The organism is Rhizobium sp. WW22 (assembly GCF_047041135.1).
Taxonomy (GTDB): domain Bacteria; phylum Pseudomonadota; class Alphaproteobacteria; order Rhizobiales; family Rhizobiaceae; genus Rhizobium.
Genome location: NZ_CP178198.1, coordinates 1,649,694 through 1,673,107, shown reverse-complemented (window position 1 = coordinate 1,673,107; position 23,414 = coordinate 1,649,694). Strand labels below are relative to the sequence as shown.

21 protein-coding genes and 1 pseudogene are annotated in these 23,414 nt (G+C 58.0%); 14 read left to right on the top strand and 8 right to left on the bottom strand.

Annotation, left to right across the window (positions count from 1 at the left end; genetic code table 11):
* The first annotated feature begins 93 nt into the window (after positions 1-93).
* The 8 genes and pseudogenes from ACK83U_RS08335 to ACK83U_RS08300 all read left to right on the top strand — a co-directional run bounded on the left by ACK83U_RS08335 (position 94) and on the right by ACK83U_RS08300 (position 7,163).
* Positions 94-522: a L,D-transpeptidase gene (locus ACK83U_RS08335; protein WP_112605511.1), complete on the top strand. Its 429-nt coding sequence runs from the start codon at positions 94-96 to the stop codon at positions 520-522.
* A gap of 222 nt (positions 523-744) precedes the next feature.
* Complete coding sequence (locus ACK83U_RS08330) at positions 745-1,023, top strand: acyl carrier protein (protein WP_041677496.1); 279 nt, start codon at positions 745-747, stop codon at positions 1,021-1,023.
* A gap of 123 nt (positions 1,024-1,146) precedes the next feature.
* Positions 1,147-1,620 (top strand): 3-hydroxyacyl-ACP dehydratase FabZ family protein, encoded by a 474-nt coding sequence (locus tag ACK83U_RS08325; RefSeq protein ID WP_015340190.1) that lies wholly within the window; start codon positions 1,147-1,149, stop codon positions 1,618-1,620.
* 43 nt (positions 1,621-1,663) lie between these two features.
* Positions 1,664-2,868 (top strand): annotated as a pseudogene (locus ACK83U_RS08320) (beta-ketoacyl-ACP synthase).
* 10 nt (positions 2,869-2,878) lie between these two features.
* Positions 2,879-4,159 carry a beta-ketoacyl-ACP synthase gene (locus tag ACK83U_RS08315; RefSeq protein WP_112605514.1) on the top strand — a complete coding sequence of 427 codons (1,281 nt, stop codon included), beginning with the start codon at positions 2,879-2,881 and terminating at the stop codon, positions 4,157-4,159.
* A gap of 54 nt (positions 4,160-4,213) precedes the next feature.
* Positions 4,214-5,242: a zinc-binding dehydrogenase gene (locus ACK83U_RS08310; protein WP_112605517.1), complete on the top strand. Its 1,029-nt coding sequence runs from the start codon at positions 4,214-4,216 to the stop codon at positions 5,240-5,242.
* Between the two features lie 5 nt (positions 5,243-5,247).
* Positions 5,248-6,180: a lipid A biosynthesis lauroyl acyltransferase gene (locus ACK83U_RS08305; protein ID WP_112605519.1), complete on the top strand. Its 933-nt coding sequence runs from the start codon at positions 5,248-5,250 to the stop codon at positions 6,178-6,180.
* Positions 6,181-6,440: 260 nt separating this feature from the next.
* Entirely contained in the window at positions 6,441-7,163 is a 723-nt protein-coding gene (locus tag ACK83U_RS08300) for a PAS domain-containing protein (protein WP_112411847.1), read from the top strand.
* Between the two features lie 188 nt (positions 7,164-7,351).
* Here the strand turns inward: ACK83U_RS08300 and ACK83U_RS08295 are convergent, their stop codons facing one another.
* Together ACK83U_RS08295 and znuA are read right to left on the bottom strand one after the other, a co-directional pair.
* Positions 7,352-8,557: a CobW family GTP-binding protein gene (locus ACK83U_RS08295; protein ID WP_112605525.1), complete on the bottom strand. Its 1,206-nt coding sequence runs from the start codon at positions 8,555-8,557 to the stop codon at positions 7,352-7,354.
* 82 nt (positions 8,558-8,639) lie between these two features.
* Positions 8,640-9,614 carry a zinc ABC transporter substrate-binding protein ZnuA gene (gene znuA, locus ACK83U_RS08290; RefSeq protein ID WP_112605528.1) on the bottom strand — a complete coding sequence of 325 codons (975 nt, stop codon included), beginning with the start codon at positions 9,612-9,614 and terminating at the stop codon, positions 8,640-8,642.
* Between the two features lie 100 nt (positions 9,615-9,714).
* On the opposite strand from znuA, the gene ACK83U_RS08285 reads away from it, so the two are divergent.
* Genes ACK83U_RS08285 through ACK83U_RS08275 form a run of 3 tightly spaced genes read left to right on the top strand, consistent with a single transcriptional unit; the run spans position 9,715 to position 11,814 of the window.
* Positions 9,715-10,599 (top strand): metal ABC transporter ATP-binding protein, encoded by an 885-nt coding sequence (locus ACK83U_RS08285; protein WP_162708026.1) that lies wholly within the window; start codon positions 9,715-9,717, stop codon positions 10,597-10,599.
* The gene (gene znuB / locus ACK83U_RS08280) at positions 10,592-11,419 is read left to right on the top strand and encodes a zinc ABC transporter permease subunit ZnuB (RefSeq protein WP_112605534.1); all 828 of its coding nucleotides are present in this window, start codon (positions 10,592-10,594) and stop codon (positions 11,417-11,419) included. The genes ACK83U_RS08285 and znuB overlap by 8 nt, the downstream gene beginning before the upstream one ends.
* A complete protein-coding gene (locus ACK83U_RS08275; RefSeq protein WP_112334637.1) occupies positions 11,416-11,814 on the top strand; it encodes a Fur family transcriptional regulator in 399 nt (132 codons plus the stop codon). The genes znuB and ACK83U_RS08275 overlap by 4 nt, the downstream gene beginning before the upstream one ends.
* Positions 11,815-11,864: 50 nt before the next feature.
* Here ACK83U_RS08275 and ACK83U_RS08270 read toward each other — a convergent pair whose 3' ends face one another.
* Both ACK83U_RS08270 and ACK83U_RS08265 read right to left on the bottom strand, forming a co-directional pair.
* Entirely contained in the window at positions 11,865-12,395 is a 531-nt protein-coding gene (locus ACK83U_RS08270) for a gamma carbonic anhydrase family protein (RefSeq protein WP_112411850.1), read from the bottom strand.
* Positions 12,396-12,411: 16 nt separating this feature from the next.
* Positions 12,412-13,107, bottom strand: a complete 696-nt coding sequence (locus tag ACK83U_RS08265) for a fumarylacetoacetate hydrolase family protein (protein WP_112605537.1) — start codon at positions 13,105-13,107, stop codon at positions 12,412-12,414.
* A gap of 157 nt (positions 13,108-13,264) precedes the next feature.
* Between ACK83U_RS08265 and dusA the strand changes: the two genes are divergently transcribed.
* A complete protein-coding gene (gene dusA, locus ACK83U_RS08260; protein ID WP_412474840.1) occupies positions 13,265-14,263 on the top strand; it encodes a tRNA dihydrouridine(20/20a) synthase DusA in 999 nt (332 codons plus the stop codon).
* Between the two features lie 143 nt (positions 14,264-14,406).
* Here the strand turns inward: dusA and ACK83U_RS08255 are convergent, their stop codons facing one another.
* Entirely contained in the window at positions 14,407-14,619 is a 213-nt protein-coding gene (locus ACK83U_RS08255; RefSeq protein ID WP_004109325.1) for a cold-shock protein, read from the bottom strand.
* Between the two features lie 458 nt (positions 14,620-15,077).
* Between ACK83U_RS08255 and ACK83U_RS08250 the strand changes: the two genes are divergently transcribed.
* Positions 15,078-17,132: a hypothetical protein gene (locus ACK83U_RS08250; RefSeq protein WP_412474818.1), complete on the top strand. Its 2,055-nt coding sequence runs from the start codon at positions 15,078-15,080 to the stop codon at positions 17,130-17,132.
* A gap of 33 nt (positions 17,133-17,165) precedes the next feature.
* Here the strand turns inward: ACK83U_RS08250 and ACK83U_RS08245 are convergent, their stop codons facing one another.
* The 3 genes from ACK83U_RS08245 to uvrB all read right to left on the bottom strand — a co-directional run bounded on the left by ACK83U_RS08245 (position 17,166) and on the right by uvrB (position 21,828).
* Positions 17,166-18,224, bottom strand: a complete 1,059-nt coding sequence (locus ACK83U_RS08245; RefSeq protein WP_112606208.1) for an adenylate/guanylate cyclase domain-containing protein — start codon at positions 18,222-18,224, stop codon at positions 17,166-17,168.
* A 158-nt stretch (positions 18,225-18,382) separates the two neighbouring features.
* Positions 18,383-18,838, bottom strand: coding sequence for an SRPBCC family protein (locus ACK83U_RS08240; protein ID WP_112606211.1), 456 nt, complete (start codon positions 18,836-18,838; stop codon positions 18,383-18,385).
* A 200-nt stretch (positions 18,839-19,038) separates the two neighbouring features.
* Positions 19,039-21,828 carry an excinuclease ABC subunit UvrB gene (gene uvrB, locus ACK83U_RS08235; protein ID WP_112606214.1) on the bottom strand — a complete coding sequence of 930 codons (2,790 nt, stop codon included), beginning with the start codon at positions 21,826-21,828 and terminating at the stop codon, positions 19,039-19,041.
* Between the two features lie 283 nt (positions 21,829-22,111).
* Between uvrB and ACK83U_RS08230 the strand changes: the two genes are divergently transcribed.
* On the top strand, positions 22,112-23,362 hold the full coding sequence (locus ACK83U_RS08230; protein ID WP_112398370.1) for an MFS transporter: 1,251 nt from the start codon (positions 22,112-22,114) through the stop codon (positions 23,360-23,362).
* The last annotated feature ends 52 nt before the right edge of the window (positions 23,363-23,414 follow it).

Genomic DNA, 23,414 nt, shown 5'->3' with positions numbered 1-23,414 from the left:
ACTATATGTATTAATCTGGTATAATTGGCATAGCGATAGACTCTCTCATCGTCTGAATTGCTTCGAAAGGAAGCAAACGGTCGGAGGGGCAAGATGAAGCGTATCGCGTTAGCAGTAACGGCATGTCTATGTATGCAATTCAGTACTGTTTCGGCTCGTGCCGGAACTGTTGTCGCGGTGGTCGATCTTCGATCGCAAACAATGACCGTTTCCGAGGATGGAGCTCTGAAGTATCGCTGGCGAGTGTCGACGGCCCGCAAAGGTTATGTGACGCCGATCGGCTCCTACACGGCCAAATGGCTGTCCAAGGATCATCGCTCGAAGAAATATGACGATGCCCCGATGCCCTACGCCGTATTTTTTAACGGCGGCTATGCCATTCACGGCACCTATGAGGTGCGGCGGCTCGGCCGGCCGGCATCGCATGGCTGCGTTCGGCTCGATACCCGCAATGCCGCCACCTTCTTTGCCATGGCGGCTGACGCGGGGCTTCACAATACACGCATCGTGATCAGCGAATGATCTCTGGCGAATAGACACGCTCTGCCGTTGCGGTTCGGCCGCAATGCTGCCATATCCCGCGTCCACGTCGCGCGCGATTTCACAGGTATGACGCGACGGTCATTTTGCTGTTTGCGCAACAGTGGCTTGCCAAATTGCCGGGGTTTCTGGTGGAAACCATTGGCTTTTGGAATGGATTTCCCTATGAGGGGGATTGAATTATTATTTCAAGAGGTATGGGCAGTGACTGCTACATTTGACAAAGTTGCCGACATTATCGCTGAAACCAGCGAAATCGACCGTGACACCATCACCCCGGATAGCCACACGATCGACGACCTCGGCATCGACAGCCTGGACTTCCTGGATATCGTTTTCGCGATCGACAAGGAATTCGGCATCAAGATCCCGCTCGAGAAGTGGACGCAGGAAGTCAACGAAGGCAAGGTCTCGACCGAAGAGTACTTCGTGCTGAAGAATCTCTGCGCCAAGATCGATGAGCTGCGCGCCGCCAAGGGCTGAGCGACATCCTTGCATTTTTTTGACGCCCAGCCGCCCATGAATATGGCGGCCGGGCGGTTTTATTCTTAAATAGCGTATCCCGCCCGGCACGTTCCTTGTTGCCGAGTTGGATCGGAGGCGTTGATGCTGCTGGAATATTTCCAGATGATCGACAGGGTCGAATCTGTCGATCTGTCCAAGGGCCGGTTGAAGGCTCATTCCGTCGTTCCGGCCAAAAGCCCTGTTTTCGAAGGCCATTTCCCGGGCATGCCGCTGGTTCCCGGCGTTCTCCTTATCGAAACGATGGCGCAGGCTTCGGGCATGCTCGTGCTTGCGGCGACAAAATTTGCCTATATGCCATTCCTGATGTCGGTCGATGGCGCCAAGATGCGGACCTTCGTGGAGCCTGAAGCCGAACTCGATATCGAAGCCGATCTGGAGCACGAGGGCTCGGGCTTTGCTGTCACCAAGGCGCGCATCACCATCGGTGGAAAGAAGGTCTGCGATGCGCAGTTGAAGCTGCGGACCATGCCGTTTAATGAGGTGCCGCTCGGCGATATCGTGCGCAAGCGGGCAGGCGAGGTCGGACTTCTCGACGCCATCGCCGCCAACGGTTGATGCTGCCGGCTTGTTCGGCGCCGCATTCGAAGAGGATTGATGAATGAGCAAGGCTCAGAATGATGTGGTCATAACGGGTATCGGCATCGTTACCTGCCAAGGCGTTGGCAAGGACGCGCATGTTGCCCTGTTGAAGGCGGACAAAGCGCCGGCGACCATCGTCGAAACCGAGAAGTTCAAGCCCTATCCCGTGCATCCCCTGCCTGAGATCGATTGGTCGCAGCAGATTCCAAAGCGTGGCGATCAGCGGCAGATGGAAAACTGGCAGCGCATCGGCGTCTTCACCGCCGGTCTGGCGCTCGACGATGCCGGTTTCAAGGACGATCTGGAAGCCTGCGGCACCATGGACATGATCGTCGCGGCCGGGGGTGGCGAGCGCGATACCAATGTCGATACGCTGATCGTCAACGAAGGCTTGAAGCGCAACGACCGCGAATTATTGCTGAATGAGAAGCTGACGACCGAATTGCGGCCGACGCTGTTCCTTGCGCAGCTTTCGAACCTGCTCGCCGGCAATATCTCAATCGTGCACAAGGTCACGGGGTCGTCGCGCACCTTCATGGGTGAAGAAGCCTCCGGTATCTCGGCCGTCGAGACCGCGTTCCACCGCATCAAGTCCGGTGAATCGAGCCATGCTCTCGTTGGCGGCGCATTTTCCGCCGAGCGCCTCGACATGATCCTGCTGATCGAGTCCATCAATGCGCATGCTATCGGTGATTGGCATCCTGTCTGGTCGCGCAAGCCGGAAGATGGCGGTGGCATGATCATGGGCTCGCTGGCGCCTTCCTCGTTCTTGAATCGCGTGCGCACGCCGAAGCTCGCGGCGCGCATATCTATGCGACGATCGATGCGGTCGAGGGCGATCGCGGCCGGCGTGACGAAGGCAAGCTCGAAGCACGGCTGGAGCGCATGCTCGCACCCGCAAAGCAGGCGCCTGGCGATGCGACGGTCGTCTTCTCCGGTACGACAGCAATTCCCGATCTCGCCAAGCGCGAAAAAGCCGTGATCGAAGCACAGCTTCCGGAGGCGGCCATCCGTGGCTATTCCGGCGTTTCCGGGCATGGGCTGGAAGGCCAGTTTCCGCTCGGGCTCGCCTTTGCGGCACTGGCCGTCGCCAATAAAGCCAAGGTGCCGCCCTTCGATGCCGCGAATGAAAAGCCGATGGCGACGGGCGCACGCAATGCCGTGGTAACAACCGTCGGCCATGCGCGCGGTGAAGGTATCGCCGTACTGTCAGCCGAAGCGTGAGGAACAGGACATGACCGCTTACAAGGATCATCTCGGACGTCCGATCGTCGCCGTCACCGGCATGGGGATCATCACGTCGCTGGGGCAGGGGCTACAGGATAACTGGAACGCTCTTTCTTCGGGCACGTCAGGCATTCACGGCATCACGCGCTTCCCGACGGACGGACTTTCGACGCGGATCGCCGGGACGGTGGATTTCATCGATATCCCCGTTCCGAACGCTGTCGAGCGCTCCTATGCTTTTGCCCGTGAAACGACTATCGAAGCTTTGGCCCAGGCGGGGATTTCCGGCGATTTCGACGCGCCGCTCTTCCTGGCTGCGCCGCCGATCGAACCCGAATGGAGCGCCCGCTTCGAGCTGGCCGACCGTTCTCCTCCGGCAGATCACGAGGGCGATGCATATGAGCGCTTCCTTGCCGCCATGCGCCAGCGCCCCGATCCGGCCTTCCATGAAGCCGCTCTTTTCGGCGCCATTTCCGAGCGCCTTGCCGACCGTTTTGGCACGCGTGGCCTGCCGGTAACCTTGTCGACGGCGTGCGCGTCGGGCGTAACGGCCATTCAGCTGGGCATTGAGTCGATCCGTCAGGGTCGCACCACGCGGGCACTGACGGTTGCGACCGACGGATCCCTGAGCGCGGAGGCGTTGATCCGCTTCTCGCTGCTCTCGGCGCTGTCGACGCAGAACGATCCGCCGACCAAGGCATCCAAGCCGTTCAGCAAGGATCGTGACGGCTTCGTCATTGCCGAAGGAGCGGCGACGCTGGTGCTGGAATCGCTGGAGGCGGCTGTTGCACGCGGCGCCAAGATCCTCGGCATCATGAAGGGCGCCGGCGACAAGGCGGACTCCTTCCATCGCACCCGCTCTTCGCCTGACGGCGGTCCGGCGATCGCGACGATCCGCGCAGCACTTGCCGATGCGGGCATGGATGAGAGCGATATCGGCTACATCAATGCTCACGGCACCTCGACGCCCGAAAACGACAAGATGGAATATGGATCTATGTCCGCCGTCTTCGGCGAACGGCTTCCGACCATTCCCGTTTCGTCGAACAAATCGATGATTGGCCATACTCTGACGGCCGCTGGCGCTGTGGAGGCCGTGTTCTCGCTGCAGACGATGCTGACCGGCACGTTGCCACCGACCATCAACTACAACAATCCGGACCCGTCGATCATCCTCGACGTGGTGCCGAACAAGAAGCGTGAAAAGCAGGTGAATGCTGTCCTTTCGAACTCTTTCGGGTTCGGGGGGCAGAACGCCAGCCTTGTCATGGCGCTTGAACCGGCTTAAGCGGACATCTGAAAAACAGAATACAACTGCGCCCGAGGGGCGAGGGACTTTGCCATGCGTGCTTTGCAACTGATCGACGACCGCAAACTTGAGATCACCGATCTGCCGGAGCCGGAGGCGCCGGGTGCGGGTGAGGTGACCTTGCGCGTCAAGGCTGTCGCTCTCAATCACATCGACGTCTGGGGCTGGCGTGGCATGGCCTTTGCCAAGCGCAAGATGCCGCTGGTCATCGGCGCAGAAGCTGCCGGTGTCGTGGAAGCGATCGGGCCGGGCGTTGCCAATGTGCTGCCGGGTCAGCTCGTGTCGATCTACGGCGCGCGTACCTGCGGCCTTTGCCGCCACTGCCGCGAAGGACGCGACAATCTGTGCGAACATGTCGGCGGCGTGCACGGTTTCCATCTCGATGGCTTCGCACAGGAGAAGGTCAATCTTCCGGCTCGTCTGCTTGTTCCGGCACCGCCCGGCGTCGATGCTATCGGTGCTGCTCTTGCTCCGGTGACTTTCGGCACCGTTGAGCACATGCTGTTTGACAATGCCAAGCTCGAACCCGGCGAAACGATCCTCGTTCATGCCGGCGGCTCGGGTATCGGTACGGCTGCCATTCAGCTTGCCAAGAAGATCGGCTGCACGGTCATCACGACGGTCGGCTCCGACGACAAAATCGAGAAAGCCAAGGCCTTGGGCGCCGATCACGTCATCAACTATCGCACCGACCGCTTCGAGGGCGTCGTGCGCAAGCTGACGAAGAAGAAGGGCGTCGACGTGGTTTTCGAGCATGTCGGCAAGGATACCTGGGCTGGCTCCATGCTCTGCATGAAGCGCGGCGGTCGTCTCGTCACCTGCGGTTCGACATCGGGTGTTTCGACCGAAATGAACCTGATGATGCTGTTCCAGCAGCAGCTGAAGCTTCTCGGATCTTTCGGCTGCCGCATGGAGAATATGGCCAACGCGATGCAGAAGATGGCGCGGGGTCTCGTTCACCCAGTGATCGATACCGAGGTCAGCTTCACTGACATCGACCGAGCGCTGGAGCGGATGGAATCGCGCCAGATCTTCGGCAAGATCATCCTGAAGATGGACTGAGCCGCGTGAAGCTTTTCATCACCCGGATTGTCCTTGCGCTCAGAAATTTCCAGCAGTGGCTGGTGGCGCAGGTCATCTTCGGCTTCCTGAATTTCCTGAAATTGTTTCCGGCGGATGCGGGTATCAACTTTGCCGATCGCCTGACCCGCAAGATCGGCCCGCGCATGCGCCGGCATCAGCTGATGCTGACCAATCTGCGTAATGCCTTTCCGGAAAAGACCGAGGCGGAGATTGAAGAGATCGCACGTGCGAGCTGGGGCAATATGGGGCGCCTGGCGGCGGAATATGTCTTTCTCGACCGGCTTTTCGACTTCGATCCCTTTAGCGACAAGCCTGGCCGCATCGAAGTTTCCGGCATTCCGATCTTTCTCGATCTCCGGGACAATCCGCGCCCGTTCATCGTCTTTACCGGGCATACCGGCAACTTCGAGCTGTTGCCGGTCGCCGGGGCCGCCTTTGGTCTGAAGGTGACTGTGCTCTTTCGTCCGCCGAACAATCCCTATGTCGCTCAGAAGGTTTTCGACTTTCGTGCCAAGCGTATGGGCAATCTCGTGCCATCACACGCTGGCTCGTCGTTCGCGCTTGCCAGAGAGCTTGAGGCCGGTCGTGGCGTCGGTGTGCTGGTCGACCAGAAATTCCGTAAAGGTTTGAAGACGTTGTTCTTCGGTCGCGACGTGAAGACCAACCCGCTGCTCCCGAAGCTCGTGCGCCAGTTCAATTGCGAAGTCTATCCGGCCCGTTGCATCCGCCTGCCTAACAATCGCTACCGGCTGGAGATCGAGCCGAAGCTTGAGATGCCTCGCAATGAAGCCGGCGCACTCGATTTGACCGCAACGGCACAGCTGCTGAACGACAAGGTAGAGAGCTGGGTGAGGGAAAATCCCGAGCAATGGCTGTGGTATCATGATCGCTGGAATATCAAGAAGAGCGTCTTCTAGGTTCGTTTCCCCCTGGGTTGGCCGCAGCTCCATGTGCGTGCCCGCATCCAGTCATTGTGCTTATAAGCCTTGTTTTTCATAAAGTTCTCCTTTGGCGAGAACTTCTGCTCATCCCGATTGAAAGTGGGGATAAGTCATGTTAATTCACAGTATAGAAAGTTTGGTGAGAATGCGGACACCAAGCTGAATATCCTTGGGCATGGCAGCGCCGGGAATCGAGGCCCCTGCGTCCTGTTGTGGTCAGGGACAGGAGGGCAATTTTGCTGGCACTCTTTCATGCCTTCTCCATGAAATGTAGTCAGATTCAGCGTGCGATAAAACTTGGCGACGACGAGCTTGTGGCATCGCTCGATCGTGAATTAGAGCCCCTTATCGCAGCTATCCTGGCCTATAAGGCCGTGAGTCTGCTTGAAATTTACATGCAGCTCCAGTTCATGAACAATCTCATCCGCGAAGAAGCGGATGATCGCTCGCGGGTCCTGCGCAATTCTGCGTCGCTTTCGGCACTGATCGATCGTTATTTCGGCGGTGCGAGCGAAGCAGCGGGCGAAGTTTTCCGAGTCTTTTCGAGCGAGAAAATCGACCGGGACGATACGCTCGGCTTTGAGGAAGGCAGCGTTCTGAATGATGTCATTCTGGACAGCCTGCCCAATCGTGTCGCGGTCGTCACACGAGATTATCGCTATCTTTACAGCAACGCCGCCAATTCGGAATTTCTGAAATCGAAGTCGATGGAGCTTGTGGGGCGTCACATCTCGGAATTCATCGGTTCGGAAGATTTCGAGATCAGTCTGAAGGCGAAGCTCGATGCCTGCTTTGCCGGGGAAAAGGTGGAGTGTCTTTATCCCTCCTATCGGCAGATCGAACCCGGCAAGGTGTTTCGCTGCACCATTACCCCGTTGCGTGCCAAAGAAGAAGTGATCGGCGCATTGCTGGTCATGCATGAGATCATCGCCGTTCCTGCGGGCATGTTGGTGGCCTGAACCTGCCGTTCAGGCACCAAACAGCAATTTTCCAATCACGTCCGTGATCAGGCGATGCTCCTCTTCGCCTGGTTTTATGCCGGCCTGATCCGTTTCGTTCGTACCGGAGCTCGATCTATCATCGGTCTGCTCGTCATCGGAGCTGCATTCGAAACAATGGCATTGGAATCTGATTGGTTTCGTCTTCTTCATGCTGCGGTCATGTTCCAGCTGGCAAAGGGATCGGGCAGGTTCCGCCAGCGTTCTGGCGTGAAGCCGTCCGCCTCAATCAGGCAGGCGTTCAGTTCGGCCGTGAGATGCTTTTCGTTCATCGGATCGGCACCGATGAACACCAACTCTTGGCGGCGATCCCCCCATATCGGATCGAGATAAGGCGCCAGGGCACGCTTGAAGCTCGGATCATGCGGCCACTGGTCTTGCGGAACGGCTGCCCACCAGAGGCCCATCTTGCTCGTCCGGACGAGCGCGCCGGCCTGGCTCAGCTCGCCGACATAATAGGGCCTGGTCGCGAGCCAGAAGAAGCCCTTGGCGCGAATAACACCCGGCCATGACCGATTGAGAAAGGCCTGGAATTTAAGAGGGTCGAACGGTTTCTTCGCGCGATAGACGAAGGAACGGATGCCATATTCCTCCGTTTCCGGAATGTGATCTTTGAAGCCGTGCAGCTCCTTGTACCACAGCGGATGGGTTTCGGCGCGATCGATGTCGAAGCGTCCGGTACCTAGAACCTCCGATGGTTCCACCACACCGAAGTCGGCTTCGATCAGACGTGCATCGGGGTTGAGGCCGACGATGATCTTTCGGGCGGCGTCGCGTTGCTCTGCCGTCGCCGCGCCGACCTTGTTGAGAACGACGACATCGGCAAATTCGATCTGCTCGACTAGGAGGTCGACGATGGTCCGGTTGTCGCCGTCGCCGGCGGTCTCGCCACGATCGGCAAGAAAATCCGTCGATCCATAGTTGGCGAGAAGATTGGCAGCATCGACGACCGTCACCATCGTATCGAGCCGGGCAACGTCGGAAAGACTGCTGCCATCCTCGTCGCGGAACTCGAAGGTGGTGGCGACGGGCAGCGGTTCGGCTATGCCTGTGGATTCGATCAGCAGATAATCGAAGCGATCCTGCTCTGCGAGCTGGCGGACTTCCTTCAGCAGATCGTCGCGCAGCGTGCAACAGATGCAGCCATTGGTCATTTCGACGAGTTGCTCTTCCGTCCGGGAAAGATTTGCGCCGCCATCGCGCACCAGTGCCGCATCGATATTGACCTCGCTCATGTCGTTGACGATCACGGCGACGCGCAGGCCCTCGCGATTGTTGAGGATATGGTTGAGCAGCGTCGTCTTGCCGGCGCCGAGAAAACCGGAGAGTACGGTGACTGGGAGCTTCTTGTTCATGACAACTTCCTTTGTAATGTAATATCATTACATATGTTGTGGTGAAAAAAGCGAGCAGCATGCCCGCTTCCTTCGGCGATGTTCAGCCTTGCGCTGAAAGACAGGCTTTGAGGGAGCTCGCGATGCCGCGCATCAGGTCGAAATAGAGATCCGGCCCTTGCGGCAGCGTTGCAGCTTCCGGATCGAGGGTTCCCGATTTTGCGGAGGTGCCTTCGAGCACCACGTTGACCAGCTTCGGTTCGAATTGCGGCTCAGCAAAGACGCAGGTTGCGCCGAGGTCGGCGACCTTGCTGTGGATCTCGGCGACGCGCTGCGCCCCCGGAATGGTTTCCGGGCTGACCGTGATGGAACCTGACACGCGCACGCCATAACGGTGCTCGAAATACTGGTAGGCATCGTGAAAGACGATGAAGGGCTTGTCCTTCACCGGGGCGAGGGTCGAGGCGATTTCCGTATCGAGAGCGTCGAGCTTGTCGTTCAGAGCTTTCTGGTTCGCTTGATAGGTCAGGGCGTTGACGGGGTCCGCCGCGACCAGGGAAGTGGTGATCTCGGAGACCATCGCCTTGGCATTATGCGGATCGAGCCAGAGGTGAGTATCGAACTCGCCATGATCATGGTCGTGTCCATGGGCGTGATCGTCGCTGGCTTCGTGTTCATCGCCGTCGTCATGCGGTTCGAAGGCGCCGCCTTCGCGGAACTTGAGTTTGGTAATGCCGGGCGCATCGTCAAGCTCGACGATGGTGGCATTGGAACCGAGTGCGGCAAGCGGTTTCTGCAGGAAGGCTTCCATGCCCGGCCCAACCCAGAAGACCACTTTCGCCTCCTGAAGGCTGCGCGCATTCGAGGGCTTCAGCGCGTAGGTATGCGGCGAAGCAGCACCATCGACGATCAGATTCGGGGTGCCCACGCCTTGCATGACGGCGGCGACTAACGAGTGGATCGGCTTGATGGAAACGACGACTTTCGGCGCATCGGCTGCGGTTGCGGTCGTACCGACGAGCAGGCCGGAAAGGAAAAGTGAGGCCGCCACGGGAAGAAGAGTTTTTGCTGCGTTCATGCCAGAAATGCCCTTGAATGGGTCTGTTATGTTATTACATCAATTGCGTTATGCTATAACGTGTGCGATAGCATGGCGCAATAGTGCAATTGGAAATTTCATGCTTTCCTCCATAGACAGCAAGAGCCGTCCGCTCGTGTCGCTCCATGATGTCGGCGTCCGACGCGGCGGCCGCTGGCTGGTGCGTGGGGTCGATTTCTCCGTGAGCCGGGGCGAGATCGTTACGCTGATCGGCCCCAACGGTTCCGGCAAGTCGACCAGCGCCAAGACGGCAATCGGCGTCTTGAAACCGGACGAAGGGCGCGTGGAGCGCATTGCCAATCTGAAGGTCGGCTATGTCCCGCAGAAGCTTGCGATCGATTGGACCTTGCCGCTCAGCGTGCAGCGGTTGATGACGCTGACGGGACCTTTGCCGGAGCGTGAGCTGATCGCGGCGCTGGAAGCCGTCGGCATCGCGCATCTTGCCAAGGCCGAGGTGCAGCATCTTTCCGGCGGCGAATTCCAGCGGGCGCTATTGGCGCGCGCTATCGCCCGCAAGCCCGATCTACTTGTGCTGGACGAGCCCGTGCAGGGCGTGGATTTCAACGGCGAGATCGCGCTTTACGATCTCATCAAGTCCATCCGCAATTCACAGGGCTGCGGTATCCTGCTGATTTCACATGATTTGCATGTCGTCATGGCGGCCACGGATACCGTGGTTTGCCTGAACGGCCATGTCTGCTGCCGCGGCACGCCGCAGACCGTCAGCCAGAGCCCGGAATATGTAAAGCTGTTCGGTACGCGGGCGGCACAATCCCTGGCGATCTACAGCCATCATCACGACCACACGCATCTGCCTGATGGCCGCGTACAACATGCTGACGGCTCGATAACAGATCATTGCCATGCCGACGACGGCCACCACCATCATGAACATGACGATCATGGTCACCATCATGGCCATGATCACAATCATGACCACAGCAAGGGAGAACGCCATGTTTGACGATTTCTTCCTGCGCGCCGTCGTGGCCGGCGTCGGGCTGGCGCTGACGACCGGGCCGCTCGGCTGTTTCATCATCTGGCGACGTATGGCCTATTTCGGCGATACGATCTCACATTCGGCGCTGCTCGGCGTGGCGCTCTCGCTGCTGTTTCAGCTTAATCTGACACTGTCAGTTTTTGCCGTTGCTGCACTTGTCTCGATTCTGCTCCTGTTCCTGCAGCGGCGGCAGGCGCTGTCGGCTGACGCGCTGCTCGGCATCCTCTCGCATGCGACGCTGGCGATCGGCCTGGTCATCGTCGCCTTCATGAGCTGGGTGAGGATCGATCTCATTGCTTTCCTCTTCGGCGACATTCTGGCTGTCACCCAGTCGGACATTGCGGTGATATGGGGCGGCGGCATCTTCGTCCTGGCGGCAATCGCCTGGCTCTGGCGGCCGCTGCTGGCTTCGACCGTCAATCCCGAACTTGCCGAGGCGGAAGGGTTGCGGCCGGAGCGCGCAAGGCTGTTCTTCATGCTGCTGATGGCCGTGGTGATCGCGATTGCCATGAAAATCGTCGGTATCCTGCTTATCACCGCGCTTCTGATCATCCCCGCGGCCACCGCACGCCGCTTTGCCGCCACGCCGGAAACGATGGCGATCTTTGCTTCGCTGCTCGGCGCTATCGCCGTTGTCGGCGGGCTATTCGGGTCGCTGCGCTACGACACGCCGTCCGGCCCGTCGATCGTGGTTGCGGCGCTCGTTCTATTTATCATCAGTCTGCTGCCCCTTGTTCGCAGGAGCGGCACGCCAGCGGCGCAACAGAGAGGACAGTCATCATGACCACTCCGATGCTCACCAAGAACCAGTCTCTCGTTTTCGATATCCTGACCAAGGCGGAAGCGCCGCTCAGCGCCTATACCATTCTCGACAAGCTGCGCGATCAGGGCTTTCGCGCGCCGCTGCAGGTCTATCGCGCGCTGGACAAGCTGCTGGAATATGGCGTGGTGCATCGGCTCGAAAGCATCAATTCCTTCGTCGCCTGCGCCCATCCGCATGAGGATTGCCATAGCCATGGCCTCGTCGCCTTCGCCATCTGCGAAAGCTGCGGCCAAGTGATCGAGTTTCACGATCACGAGGTGGATCATCGGCTGATGGACTGGCTGAAATCGCAGAAGTTCAAGGCGGAAAAGTCGACCATCGAAATTCGCGGTCATTGCGCCAATTGCGCCGCTTGATCTGCGAATCGCCGTTTATTTCATACTCGCCATGGAGTTATTAGAAATTTCTAATCCAATCTTTTAAGATCGCGTGCGAAGCGCTGCCAGTTGGCCACATAGTTGCGGGCGGAGCGGCGCAGGCCTTCGATCGCGGCTTCATCCAGCGTGCGGATCGCTCTTGCCGGTGCGCCGACGATCAGCGAGCCATCCGGGAACTCCTTGCCTTCCGTGACAAGCGCATTGGCGCCCACGAGGCAATTGTTGCCGATCTTCGCGCCGTTCAGGATCGTTGCGCCCATGCCGATCAAGGAGTTGTTGCCGATGGTGCAGCCATGGATGATGGCATGATGGCCGATCGTGCAGCCTTCGCCGATGGTGGTCGGGTAGGCCGGATCGGTATGGACCATCGTGCCTTCCTGGATATTAGTGTCCTTGCCAACGACGATCGGCTCATTGTCGCCACGCAGCACCGCGCCGAACCAGATGCCGACATCTTCGCCGATTTCGACCTTGCCGATGACGCTGGCATCCGGCGCGATCCAGTAACGGCCCGGCTCGGGTGTTTTCGGCGTCGAGCCAGCAAGGGCGTAGAGCGGCATGGTCGATCCTCCTCGGTCAGACGACGTTCAGCACAAGATTGGCGACGCCATCGACGGCGCAGCTGATCCGATCACCGCGGGCAACGGGGCCGACGCCGGCGGGCGTGCCGGTCATGATGATATCGCCCGGCGCGAGCGTGAAGAGCTTGGAAAGCTCGGCGATGATCTCAGGCACCTTCCAGATCATCTGCGAGAGGTCGCCTCTTTGTGCGGCCTCGCCGTTGCGCATCAGCCAGATGCCGCCCTTGTCTGGATGGCCGACGTGGGTGGCGGGTATGAGCGCGGAGATGGGTGCCGAATGATCGAAGGCCTTGCCGATTTCCCAGGGGCGGCCGAGCTTCTTGGCCTCGCCCTGCAGGTCACGACGGGTGAAATCAATGCCGACGCCATAACCATAGACGCAATCCAGGGCCTGTTCGACCGGGATGTTCGCGCCACCGCCGCGTAACGCCACGACAAGCTCCACTTCGTGGTGCACGTCCGACGACAGGGCGGGATAGGGGAAATCGCTCGAGACCAGCAGATTGTCGGGGTTCTTCTGGAAGAAGAATGGCGGTTCGCGGGTGGGGTCATGACCCATCTCGATGGCGTGGTCGGCATAGTTGCGGCCGACGCAATAGACACGGCGTACAGGGAAAAACTCGGTCTCACCTTCGATCGGCAGAAGGACAGGGGCGGGCGGCGGAATGACTGTCGTCAATGGGGCGTTCATATGGGCTTTCGAAACTCTTGTTCTTTCTCGAGAAGGCCTGTTGCCCTCCGACTCCGTCCGGCAAACTAGCATCATTGTGACTGCCACGAAAACTGGCCTTTTTGAGGGATTTGGTGTAGAGCGCGGATCAGAAAGGTTTCCCATGTATAGCGACGCGCTGAAAACTGGCCGCAAGATCTTTGCGGTTGCCCCGATGATCGACTGGACGGATCGCCATTGCAGATACTTGCATCGGCAGATGAGCCGGCATGCATTGCTCTATACCGAGATGGTGGTGGCCGATGCGATCATTCACGGGCCGCGCGACCGGTTGCTGGGGCATGATGCTGCCGAACATCCTGTCGCGCTGCAGCTCGGCGGTTCCGATCCGGCCAAGCTTGCCGAGGCTTTGCGGATTGCTGAGGCGTATCATTATGACGAGATCAATCTCAATGTCGGCTGCCCGTCCGATCGCGTGCAGTCAGGCACCTTCGGCGCCTGCCTGATGCTGACGCCGGAGACGGTCGCATCCTGCATTGCGGCGATGAAGGCGGTTTCGAAGGCGCCTGTCACCGTGAAATGTCGGATCGGCGTCGATGAGCAGGAGCCGGAAGAGGCCTTGCCGGAGCTGATGACGCGCGTGCTCGATGCCGGTGCAGACGCGATCTGGATCCATGCCCGCAAGGCCTGGCTAAAGGGCCTGTCGCCGAAAGAGAACCGCGAAATACCGCCGCTTGATTATGACATCGTCTACCGCATGAAGCAGCGTTGGCCCGATGTGTTCATCGGCATCAATGGCGGCATTCAGACGCTGGATCAAGCCGAGGCGCATTTGGCTCACGTTGACGGCGTCATGCTCGGCCGCGCCGCCTATCAGAATGCCGCCATTCTCGCTGACGTCGACCATCGCTTCTTTGGCGAACCGGCTACCGAGGCCGACTGGAACGGACTGCGCGACCGGATGATGGGTTATGTGGAGCGCCACATCGCCAACGGTGGCCGCCTGCAGCATGTCGCGCGGCACATGGTCGGCCTCTTCACCGGCTTGCCGGGCTCGCGCCGCTATCGCCAGATCCTGTCCACCGATGCCAACAAGGCGGGGGCTGGGCCGGAGGTGATTGCGGCCGCCTTCGCGGCGGTGGATTTCAGCGCGGATTCCGAGCGGGTCAGCGCTTGAGGGGGCCTATCTCGCCCGCCAAGGGCGAGATAGGACTCGAACTCGTTGCAAACCTCATCCAGCAAACGAAAAAAGATCAAACGAAAAACGGCGCGGTTTGCACCGCGCCGTCCGAAAACCTTATTCAGGCAGTCACCCGGGGCTTAGTTAGCCTGGATGTTGACAGCCTTCGGGCCCTTGCCCATGCGATCCGGCTCGGTGTCGAAGGTGACCTGCTGGCCTTCGCGCAGCGACTGGATGCCGGAAGCCTGAAGAGCGGAGATGTGGACGAAAACGTCCTTCGCGCCGCCGTCAGGAGTGATGAAACCAAAACCCTTGTCCTGGTTGAAGAATTTTACGGTGCCCTTGGTGGCCATGGGGGATAGTCCTTTACCCATCAGTCTTAGTTTATCCGGATGAACCCGGACGGCTTTGCTTCCGCAACATGCGAAAGCCAGTCGAGAAGTTCACGTACGGGGAAAGAACGTCTGCGCGGGTCAGAAGACCCAACCGCTGCCTGCCGCAAGCGGATCACCAAATCAGTCCAGTCACCGGCATGCAAATGCCCGAGCATGCATATGGGTGACAGGGTTTGTGGAAAAAGGCAAGGGGCAATATTAGGGCAGGGGTGGGAAACGGGTGGGATAGGGTGGGAATTTCAAGGGGTTGGGGCTGCTGCCTACAACGAATACGAACTTCAGCAACACGAATTGAGAGCATCCACTAGTTGAGTACTTGAATATATCTGTTCTTGTATTCTAATATTTGAATGAATTGAAACCGTTGACTTGTAACTAAATTCCTCGTTGTATCCATGCGTGTGGGAGATTTGGCTATGGGTAATATTAACAGGGACGTGGAGGAGACTTTTTTCCGGGTGCACCCTGAGTATCGCAATATTGTTTTTCCGTTTACATATCATTTTAATATCAATCACGCGAAGCTACTGAATAACTATAATACTAAACTGGTTTGCTTCCTTTTAAATCCAGATTCAGAGATGAGAGGAACGTTTGGATTTACTGATGAAATACTCCTTATATATTCCCCGTATACAACAATACAGCCAAGGACCATGCAAGCTGTGGAAAGCGCCTTCTCCCAGGCTCCATATAATCTTCGAGCGAACCCTTTAGTTTTCTTTCTAATAACTGGAGATTTAAACGGAGAAAGATGGTTAGATAACTATCTGGTCGATCACCCTCAATTCAGAACTCCCATAGTAATAGATGTCGACTCCTTAGAGTCAAATAAACTAGACCGTTGGTATATTAGGAACAAGATGTCAGACATCTTGTTTTCTAGAGATATATACGATTACCAACTTCCTCTAGACAAAGATATGTATTTTTTTGGTCGAAATAATACGGTCAATATATTTATTGATTCTATCAAGAAATCTCAAAATAGAGGTTTATTTGGGCTTAGGAAAACGGGAAAGACATCTATTCTCTATAAGCTTAAGAGAACTATTGACGAAAACAAAATTGCATATTGCGTGTATTTGGATTGCAAGCGAAGAAATATAAGATCTTGCTCATGGGATGAGCTTCTAAACTATATATGCGATGAAGTTTGTATTGAGATGGGTAAGAAAAATATAAAGAAAGACGACGATCCTATAGAGCGAATGAGAAAACTTATACAAAGCTCCGATAACAGGAATATATGTATTATCTTTGACGAAATAGAGTTCATTAGCCCTCTTTCTATTCAGAATACTCATTGGTCCAATGATTTTATCGATTTTTGGCAAATAATGTGGTCACTTCAAAGTGAAATTCGTCGATTGTCTTTCATCGTTGCTGGAGTAAATCCGCTTGTCACGGAAATTGATCTTGTCAATAAGATACAAAATCCGATGTTTGGCATCGTGCGAGCTCACATGCTGACGGGTCTTGATGCGCTAGAAACCAGAACCATGGTTACTCGTATCGGTAAGCAAATGGGCATGAATTTTGACGAGTCGGCCACAGACTATTTGTTCTTTCGGTATGGCGGGCATCCACTACTAACTCGGATGGCGTGCAGTTATACCAATCAAGGACTGATATCGCGAGGAGATTTAAGGCCGGTTCAAATCACTGATAAGATGTTGAAGACCGAGGAGACGCGGCGAGATGGAGAGCTTCAATTTTACTGCAGACATATTGTGTCGGAATTAAGAGAATTCTATCCGGAAGAATATGAGATTCTTGAAATGCTCGCGACAGGCAATGTTGCAGATTTTTTTGAATTTGCTACGCAGCCAGAATGGATTAAGCATGTAAATGATTATGGTATTCTGAAAAGTGACGGTATTTCTCGACCAACTTTTAAGATTCCCGTCTTGCAGCGTTATATAGCAAGCGAATATGCGCGGTTAAACGGCAAGATTCAATTACGCAAAGTTGTTCCTGCCAATGACAGAAATATTTGGCTGTCTAGAAGAAAGGCAGGATTGATTTCAGAGTTTAGAACCCTCCTGCGACAGACCATTGATAGGGGGCAAGATTCTCCTTATGGGGGTTATCATTTACCCGAAAGTCACAGAATATCATCGATAAAAATCGTGAATAATTGGTCTGAATTTTCAGAATTTATAACAGAAATAAATATTTGCTTAAATGAAACTATTGATGAAAATCATGGGACAAAGTATTTTTTCAACAACTTGAAAACGCACTTTCCAAGTATGTTCAATTCACTTAATAGAATAAGAGTTTTTAGAAATAACGTTAATCATTTAAAACTTAAGGGGAATATTAATAACGTTCTTGAAAAATTTCTAGATGAAGATCTGATGGGAAATAAACTCTCATCTTACGATGAACCTTGGTTTCTACTTCAGCAAATCTGCCTTGATGAGCTCTTTGTTTCAATTCAAGTGGAAATTAATAGATTCTCGTAGTTTTTTGAAATATGCTTGGGTCGTGCTTTTTATTCATTTTTCGGGCAGCGTAAACACCGCGCAAGGCTCGGCAATCCCACGCAGTTCATGACGCCTCAAGGCCAACAGCGGCATCGTCGTCTCGGCTGCGACCGACCCCGAAACGAGGATATTGTGTCCCAGCGGCTTGCAGAGGCCCTCCAGCCGGCTGACGAGGTTGACGGCGGGGCCGATGGCGGTGAAGTCCAGGCGGTCGGCGGCGCCGATGTTGCCCCAGAGCATATCGCCGAAATGCAGCGCGACGCCAAAGGGGAGCGGCGGCAGGCCCTGGCTTGTCCGTGTCGCGTCGAGATGCGCCATGCCGGCGCGGATGGCGGTGGCGGCGCGCAAGGCCGCCTCGCAGGCTTCCTTCGGTGTCCCGCTCATGGGGAAGATTGCCAGCACGCCATCGCCCATGAATTTCAGCACTTCGCCGCCGAAGGCATGCACGGCGCCGGCGACGCGGTCGAACCAAGCATCGAGCGCCGCGATCACGACGCTTGGTTCCGTCGCTTCGGAAAGAGCAGTGAAATCCCGCAGATCGGCGCAGAGCAGGGCCGCGCGGATGGTCTCGCCGCTGTTGCGGCTGAGCGCGCCCGCCTGCACGCGCGCTGCACTTCTGCGGCCGAGATAGGCTTCGAGCAGGGTGGATAGAGTGGCGCGTGCGGCCAATCCCGCCAAGGGGGCTGCGGCAAAACGGGCGATCTCGCGCAGGTTTTCCGCTTCGGAGGTGCTGAACGGCCGGATGCTTGCCCAGGCAAGCACGGAATTGCCGGGCGCGATCCCGATCGTTTCCTCGCATATCGGGCCGAGATCGCCGAGCCAATCGCGACCGGCCTGTCCGAGCGCCGTGCCGGCGAAGCCGAGAGCTTCGGTCACCGCTCCGGTCTCGGCGCGCCAGAGCCACGTATGCTGCGTGATGATCGGATGCGGCGCGGCGAGCGTCAGCGCGCCGCCGGCAAGCGGGAGGCCGGCGGCCAATAGATGTCCGCCCAGATCGGCCAGGAAGCGTTCGGGGCTGGGCGAGGTGCCGGCTTCGTCGACCAGCCAGGCGAGGGGAGCGGGCAAATCCATGCGGCGATCATGCCATGACGCTTGCCGGCTGTCATCCGTGCCCGTGTGGCCATGCCAACGGCATTTGAAAGCAAAATGCCATAAGCAATGGCCGTCGCCGGGCGGTGATATCGCGGCTATCGAGCATCGAGCCCGATGACGCCGCCCTTAAAACGTCATCAGTTCCTGCCGTCGTGTCCACGCATGGGGTCGGGGCCAGGATCGCGTCCGGCGGCCACCGCTGCCATGCGGTCGAGATAATGCGCCCAACCTTTTGCGTGCGCTTCACATTGTTCGACCGTCGGCAGGCCGGTATGAGTGAGGCGCACCAGCGTCCCGTCGGGTTGCTCGATCAGGTCGATCTCCACAAGGCTCGATCCGGGAGGCACCTCCTCGCTGCCTTCCCAGCCGAAGCTATAGGCGAGGCGATGAACCGGAACGACTTCGCGGAAAGTGCCGCGTGCGGCACGGGCGCCGGTGACGTTGACGAGATAGATGCCGCCAGGCTCCGGCTCCGTCCGGGCTTCCGTGCCCATCCAGCGCAGGATCTTTTCTGGATCGGTCAGCAGTGCGAATATTGCGGCAGGCGGCGCCGAGACATGGGTCTCGCGACGGACGATCAAAGGCTCGGACATCGGTCTTTCTCCCCAGCTTGCTATCGCTTCCCACCGGCCCGGTACGCGCTCAAGCGCCTTCCGTCTCCCCATGGGCCTTCTCATATAATGCCATGTAGCGGTTGCAGCCTCGTCAGCAAGGCATTGCTCCACGCTCGCAGGCCTCAGCCTTCATAAAATCGGCAGCACCGGGCGGCAGATATCCGACAATCGCGGTCGCCTTATCGCCCGGGCCGTCCCGTTTTGCCCTTTGTCCGCCCCTTGCGCTGCTTCTCGTCCACCGGGTCCTCATAGGAGCCGACGCCCGGCTTTGCCCGGGTGATTGGCTTGTCCGGCACTCTGCCTGTGACAGGCTTTTCGGTGCGGCCGACAGTCATCTCGTCCAATGTATTCTTGCGGAAGAGCGGCGTGCCGGCATCGCTGCCCGGTCCCATTTCGTCGAGGCTCGGCTTGGCGAAATAGGAGCGGGAGGTATCTGGCGCTGGCGGTGCACGTTTGCTCGATGAAGAACCGCGGCTTTCGAGGCTCTTCGCTTCCTCGCGGGCGAGCGGATCGTCCATGGCGGCGAGTTCGACGGCCTTGAGGCGCTTGATCTCGTCGCGCAGCCGTGCCGCCTTTTCGAAGTCCAGGTCGGCAGCGGCATCACGCATGGATTTCTCCAGCGCGTTGAGGTGGGCCTGCAGATTGTTACCGACGAGGTGGCCGCCATCGGCAAAGCCCTTGCCGGAGGCGCCACCGATATCGGCGCGGACATGGTCCTTCTCGTAGACGCTGTCGAGGATATCGGAAATCTTAGCCTTGACCGATTCCGGCGTGATGCCGTGTTCCTTGTTGTAGGCCATCTGCTTTTCGCGGCGGCGGCTGGTCTCGTCCATCGCCCGCTGCATCGAGCCGGTAATGGTATCGGCATAAAGGATGACCTTGCCGTCGACGTTACGTGCGGCACGGCCGATCGTCTGGATAAGCGACGTTTCCGAGCGCAGGAAGCCTTCCTTGTCGGCATCGAGGATGGCGACGAAGCCACATTCCGGAATGTCGAGACCCTCGCGCAGCAGGTTGATGCCGACGAGTACGTCGAAAGCGCCCAAGCGAAGATCGCGAATGATCTCGATGCGTTCCAGCGTGTCGATGTCCGAGTGCATGTAGCGCACGCGCACGCCCTGTTCATGCAGATATTCCGTCAGGTCCTCGGCCATGCGCTTGGTGAGCACGGTGCAGAGCGTGCGATAGCCCTTGGCGGCGGTTTCGCGGATTTCGCCGAGCACGTCGTCGACCTGCGTGCGGGCAGAGCGCACTTCGACAGGCGGGTCGATGAGGCCGGTCGGGCGGATGACCTGTTCGGCGAAGACGCCGCCGGATTGCTCCATTTCCCAACTGCCTGGCGTTGCCGAAACCGCGATCGTATCCGGGCGCATGGCGTCCCATTCCTCGAAGCGCAGCGGCCGGTTGTCCATGCAGGAGGGCAGACGGAAACCGTATTCGGCGAGCGTCGCCTTGCGCCGGAAGTCGCCTCGGTACATGCCGCCGATCTGGCTGACCGAGACGTGGCTTTCGTCGATAAACAGCAAGGCATTGTCAGGGATATATTCGAACAAAGTCGGCGGCGGTTCACCGGGATTTCGGCCAGTCAGGTAGCGCGAATAATTCTCGATGCCGGCGCAGGAGCCGGTGGCTTCGAGCATCTCGATATCGTAGCGCGTGCGCTGTTCCAGGCGCTGCGCCTCGAGCAGGCGTCCGGCCTTTTCCAGCTCGGCCAGCCGGATTTTCAGCTCTTCCTTGATCGCCTTGATGGCGCCGTTCAGCGTCGGGCGCGGCGTAACATAGTGCGAATTGGCGTAAATCTTCACCGATTTCAGGTCGCCGGTCTTCTGGCCGGTCAGCGGATCGAATTCGGTGATGGCGTCGATCTCATCGCCGAACATGGAGATGCGCCATGCGGCATCCTCCAAGTGGGCCGGGAAGATTTCGATCGTATCGCCGCGAACGCGGAAGGAGCCGCGGATGAAATCCATGTCGCGGCGCTTGTATTGCTGCGCCACGAGGTCTGCGAGAAGCTGACGCTGGTCCAACCGGTCGCCGACATTCATCTGGAACGTCATCGCCGTATAGGTTTCGACCGAGCCGATACCGTAGATGCACGAAACCGATGCGACGATGATGCAATCGTCGCGTTCCAGCAGCGAGCGCGTTGCCGAGTGGCGCATGCGGTCGATCTGCTCGTTGATCGAACTTTCCTTCTCGATGAAGGTGTCCGAACGCGGCACATAGGCTTCCGGCTGATAATAGTCGTAGTAGGAGACGAAGTACTCGACCGCGTTGTCCGGGAAGAAATTCTTGAACTCGGAATAGAGCTGTGCCGCCAGCGTCTTGTTCGGCGCCAGGATGACGGCGGGGCGTTGTGTCGCCTCGATCACCTTGGCCATGGTAAAGGTCTTGCCTGAACCGGTGACGCCGAGCAGAACCTGACTGCGCTCGCCATTCTCCAATCCCTCGACAAGATCGCGGATCGCCGTCGGCTGGTCGCCTGCGGGCTGATACTCCGAATCCATGCGGATCCGGATGCCGCCTTCGGATTTCGCCGGCCGGGCAGGGCGGTGCGGCGTCCAGAGCTTGCCGTCCTTGAAGAGAGGATTACCGCTTTCGATTAGCTTCGATAGCGCCTCGACGGTGGCTGTAACGCCTTCGCGCGAAATCTTGTCGGCGTCTTCAAGCGCGATATCGAGACCGGCCACCGGGTTGAGACCGGCAGCGGCACGCGTTTTCGGATCGGTCGATCCACCCATCGATGTGCCGCGCCCTGATTTGGATGCAGCTATCTCCACCTTCTTGCGGTGCTTGCCGGCCTTCGAAGCGATCTCGCGCTGGGTTTCGACACCGGATGCTTCCGCATCGGCTTCGAGCTGCTTCACCCAATCGGCAACGCTGCCGCTGAGCGGCGCACCTTCAAACGGTGCCTGCGGCGCCTCTTCGAAACCGGTCGGGGCGGGGGATTTTTTCGATGATTTGGCCATGAGGCGAATATGGCGACAGATCGCGCAGATGTGAAGAGGTAAAGGGTACAAAAGGGAAACAAAGTGGTGGATTTTTCCATTCGCCGGAGATGTCAAATATGTTACAACCCACGGGCGGCTAATGCGTTATCGCTGATCCAAAGTCCGCATAGCGCGCTCCTCGCAGGCGCCAAGGGAGGAACCAGCCGCAACGTCGACATGCCCGGCCAATGCCGGGTTTCCCCAGCTTCGACGGCATCCGGTATTGCCCGCCTCGCCGCCGCCATCCGGTCGGAGGATCATGATGACCGCATTGGATAGCTTACGTTCCCTGTCCCCCCAGCAGCGAAACACCGTGATCGCAGCCTATCTGGGCTGGACATTGGACGCTTTCGATTTCTTCATTTTGGTTTTCGTTCTCAAGCATATAGCCGAAGAATTTCACACAGACGTTCCGGCGGTTGCCGTGGCGATCTTTCTTACCCTCGCCATGCGGCCGCTCGGCGCGCTGATCTTCGGGCTCGCGGCGGATCGGTTCGGGCGGCGCACCACCCTGATGGTCGACGTGCTGCTTTATTCCGTCTTCGAATTCCTGACCGGCTTTTCGACCGGCTTGACGATGTTTCTCGTCCTGCGTGCGCTTTTCGGCGTCGCCATGGGCGGGGAATGGGGCGTGGGCGCGTCGCTCGTCATGGAGACGATACCGGAGGATTCCCGCGGTCTGGTATCGGGTATCCTACAGGCCGGTTACCCCTCGGGCTATCTGATCGCCTCGATCGTCTTCTTCCTGCTGTTTCCGATCATCGGCTGGCGCGGCATGTTCTTCGTCGGTGCGGTCCCCGCGCTGCTGGTGCTCTATATCAGGCGTAACGTGGAGGAATCTCCAGCCTTCCTGCAGCGGCAGGCCAAGCCGCAACGGCCGTTTCTCACCGTGCTGCGTGAGAATATCCCGCTCTTCCTGTGGGCCGTGCTTCTCATGACCGCGTTCAATTTCTTCAGCCATGGCACCCAGGATCTTTATCCGACCTTCCTCGAAACCCAGCGGCAATATGATTCCTATACGGTCGGCGCCATCGCCATCGTCTACAATATCGGCGCGATTGTCGGCGGCCTGACCTTCGGCTCTTTGTCACAGCGCTGGGGCAGGCGGCGGACGATCGTCATCGCGGCGCTGCTGGCCATACCCGTCGCCCCGCTTTGGGTCTGGGGCCACGGACCTGTGATGCTCGCGATCGGCGCCTTCCTGATGCAGCTGTTCGTGCAGGGCGCCTGGGGCATCGTCCCCGTGCATCTCAACGAATTGTCGCCGGACGAGGTGCGCGGCACCTTCCCCGGATTTGCCTATCAGCTCGGCAATCTGCTGGCTTCGGGCAATGCCTCGATCCAGGCCGGGCTTGCCAAGCAATGGGGCGGCGACTATGCGCTGGCGCTGTTGATCGTCGCCTGCATCGTGGCCGTCGTCGTGGCGTTGTTTGCCGGCTTTGGCTTCGAGAAGAAGGGTGTTCGGTTCGGCGGCAAAGACGCAGGACAAGCCGATAGTGTCATGCAAACCTGAACCGGTTGTCGTCATTCCATCTCAAGGGCCGGCGATCCTTACCGGCCCTTCT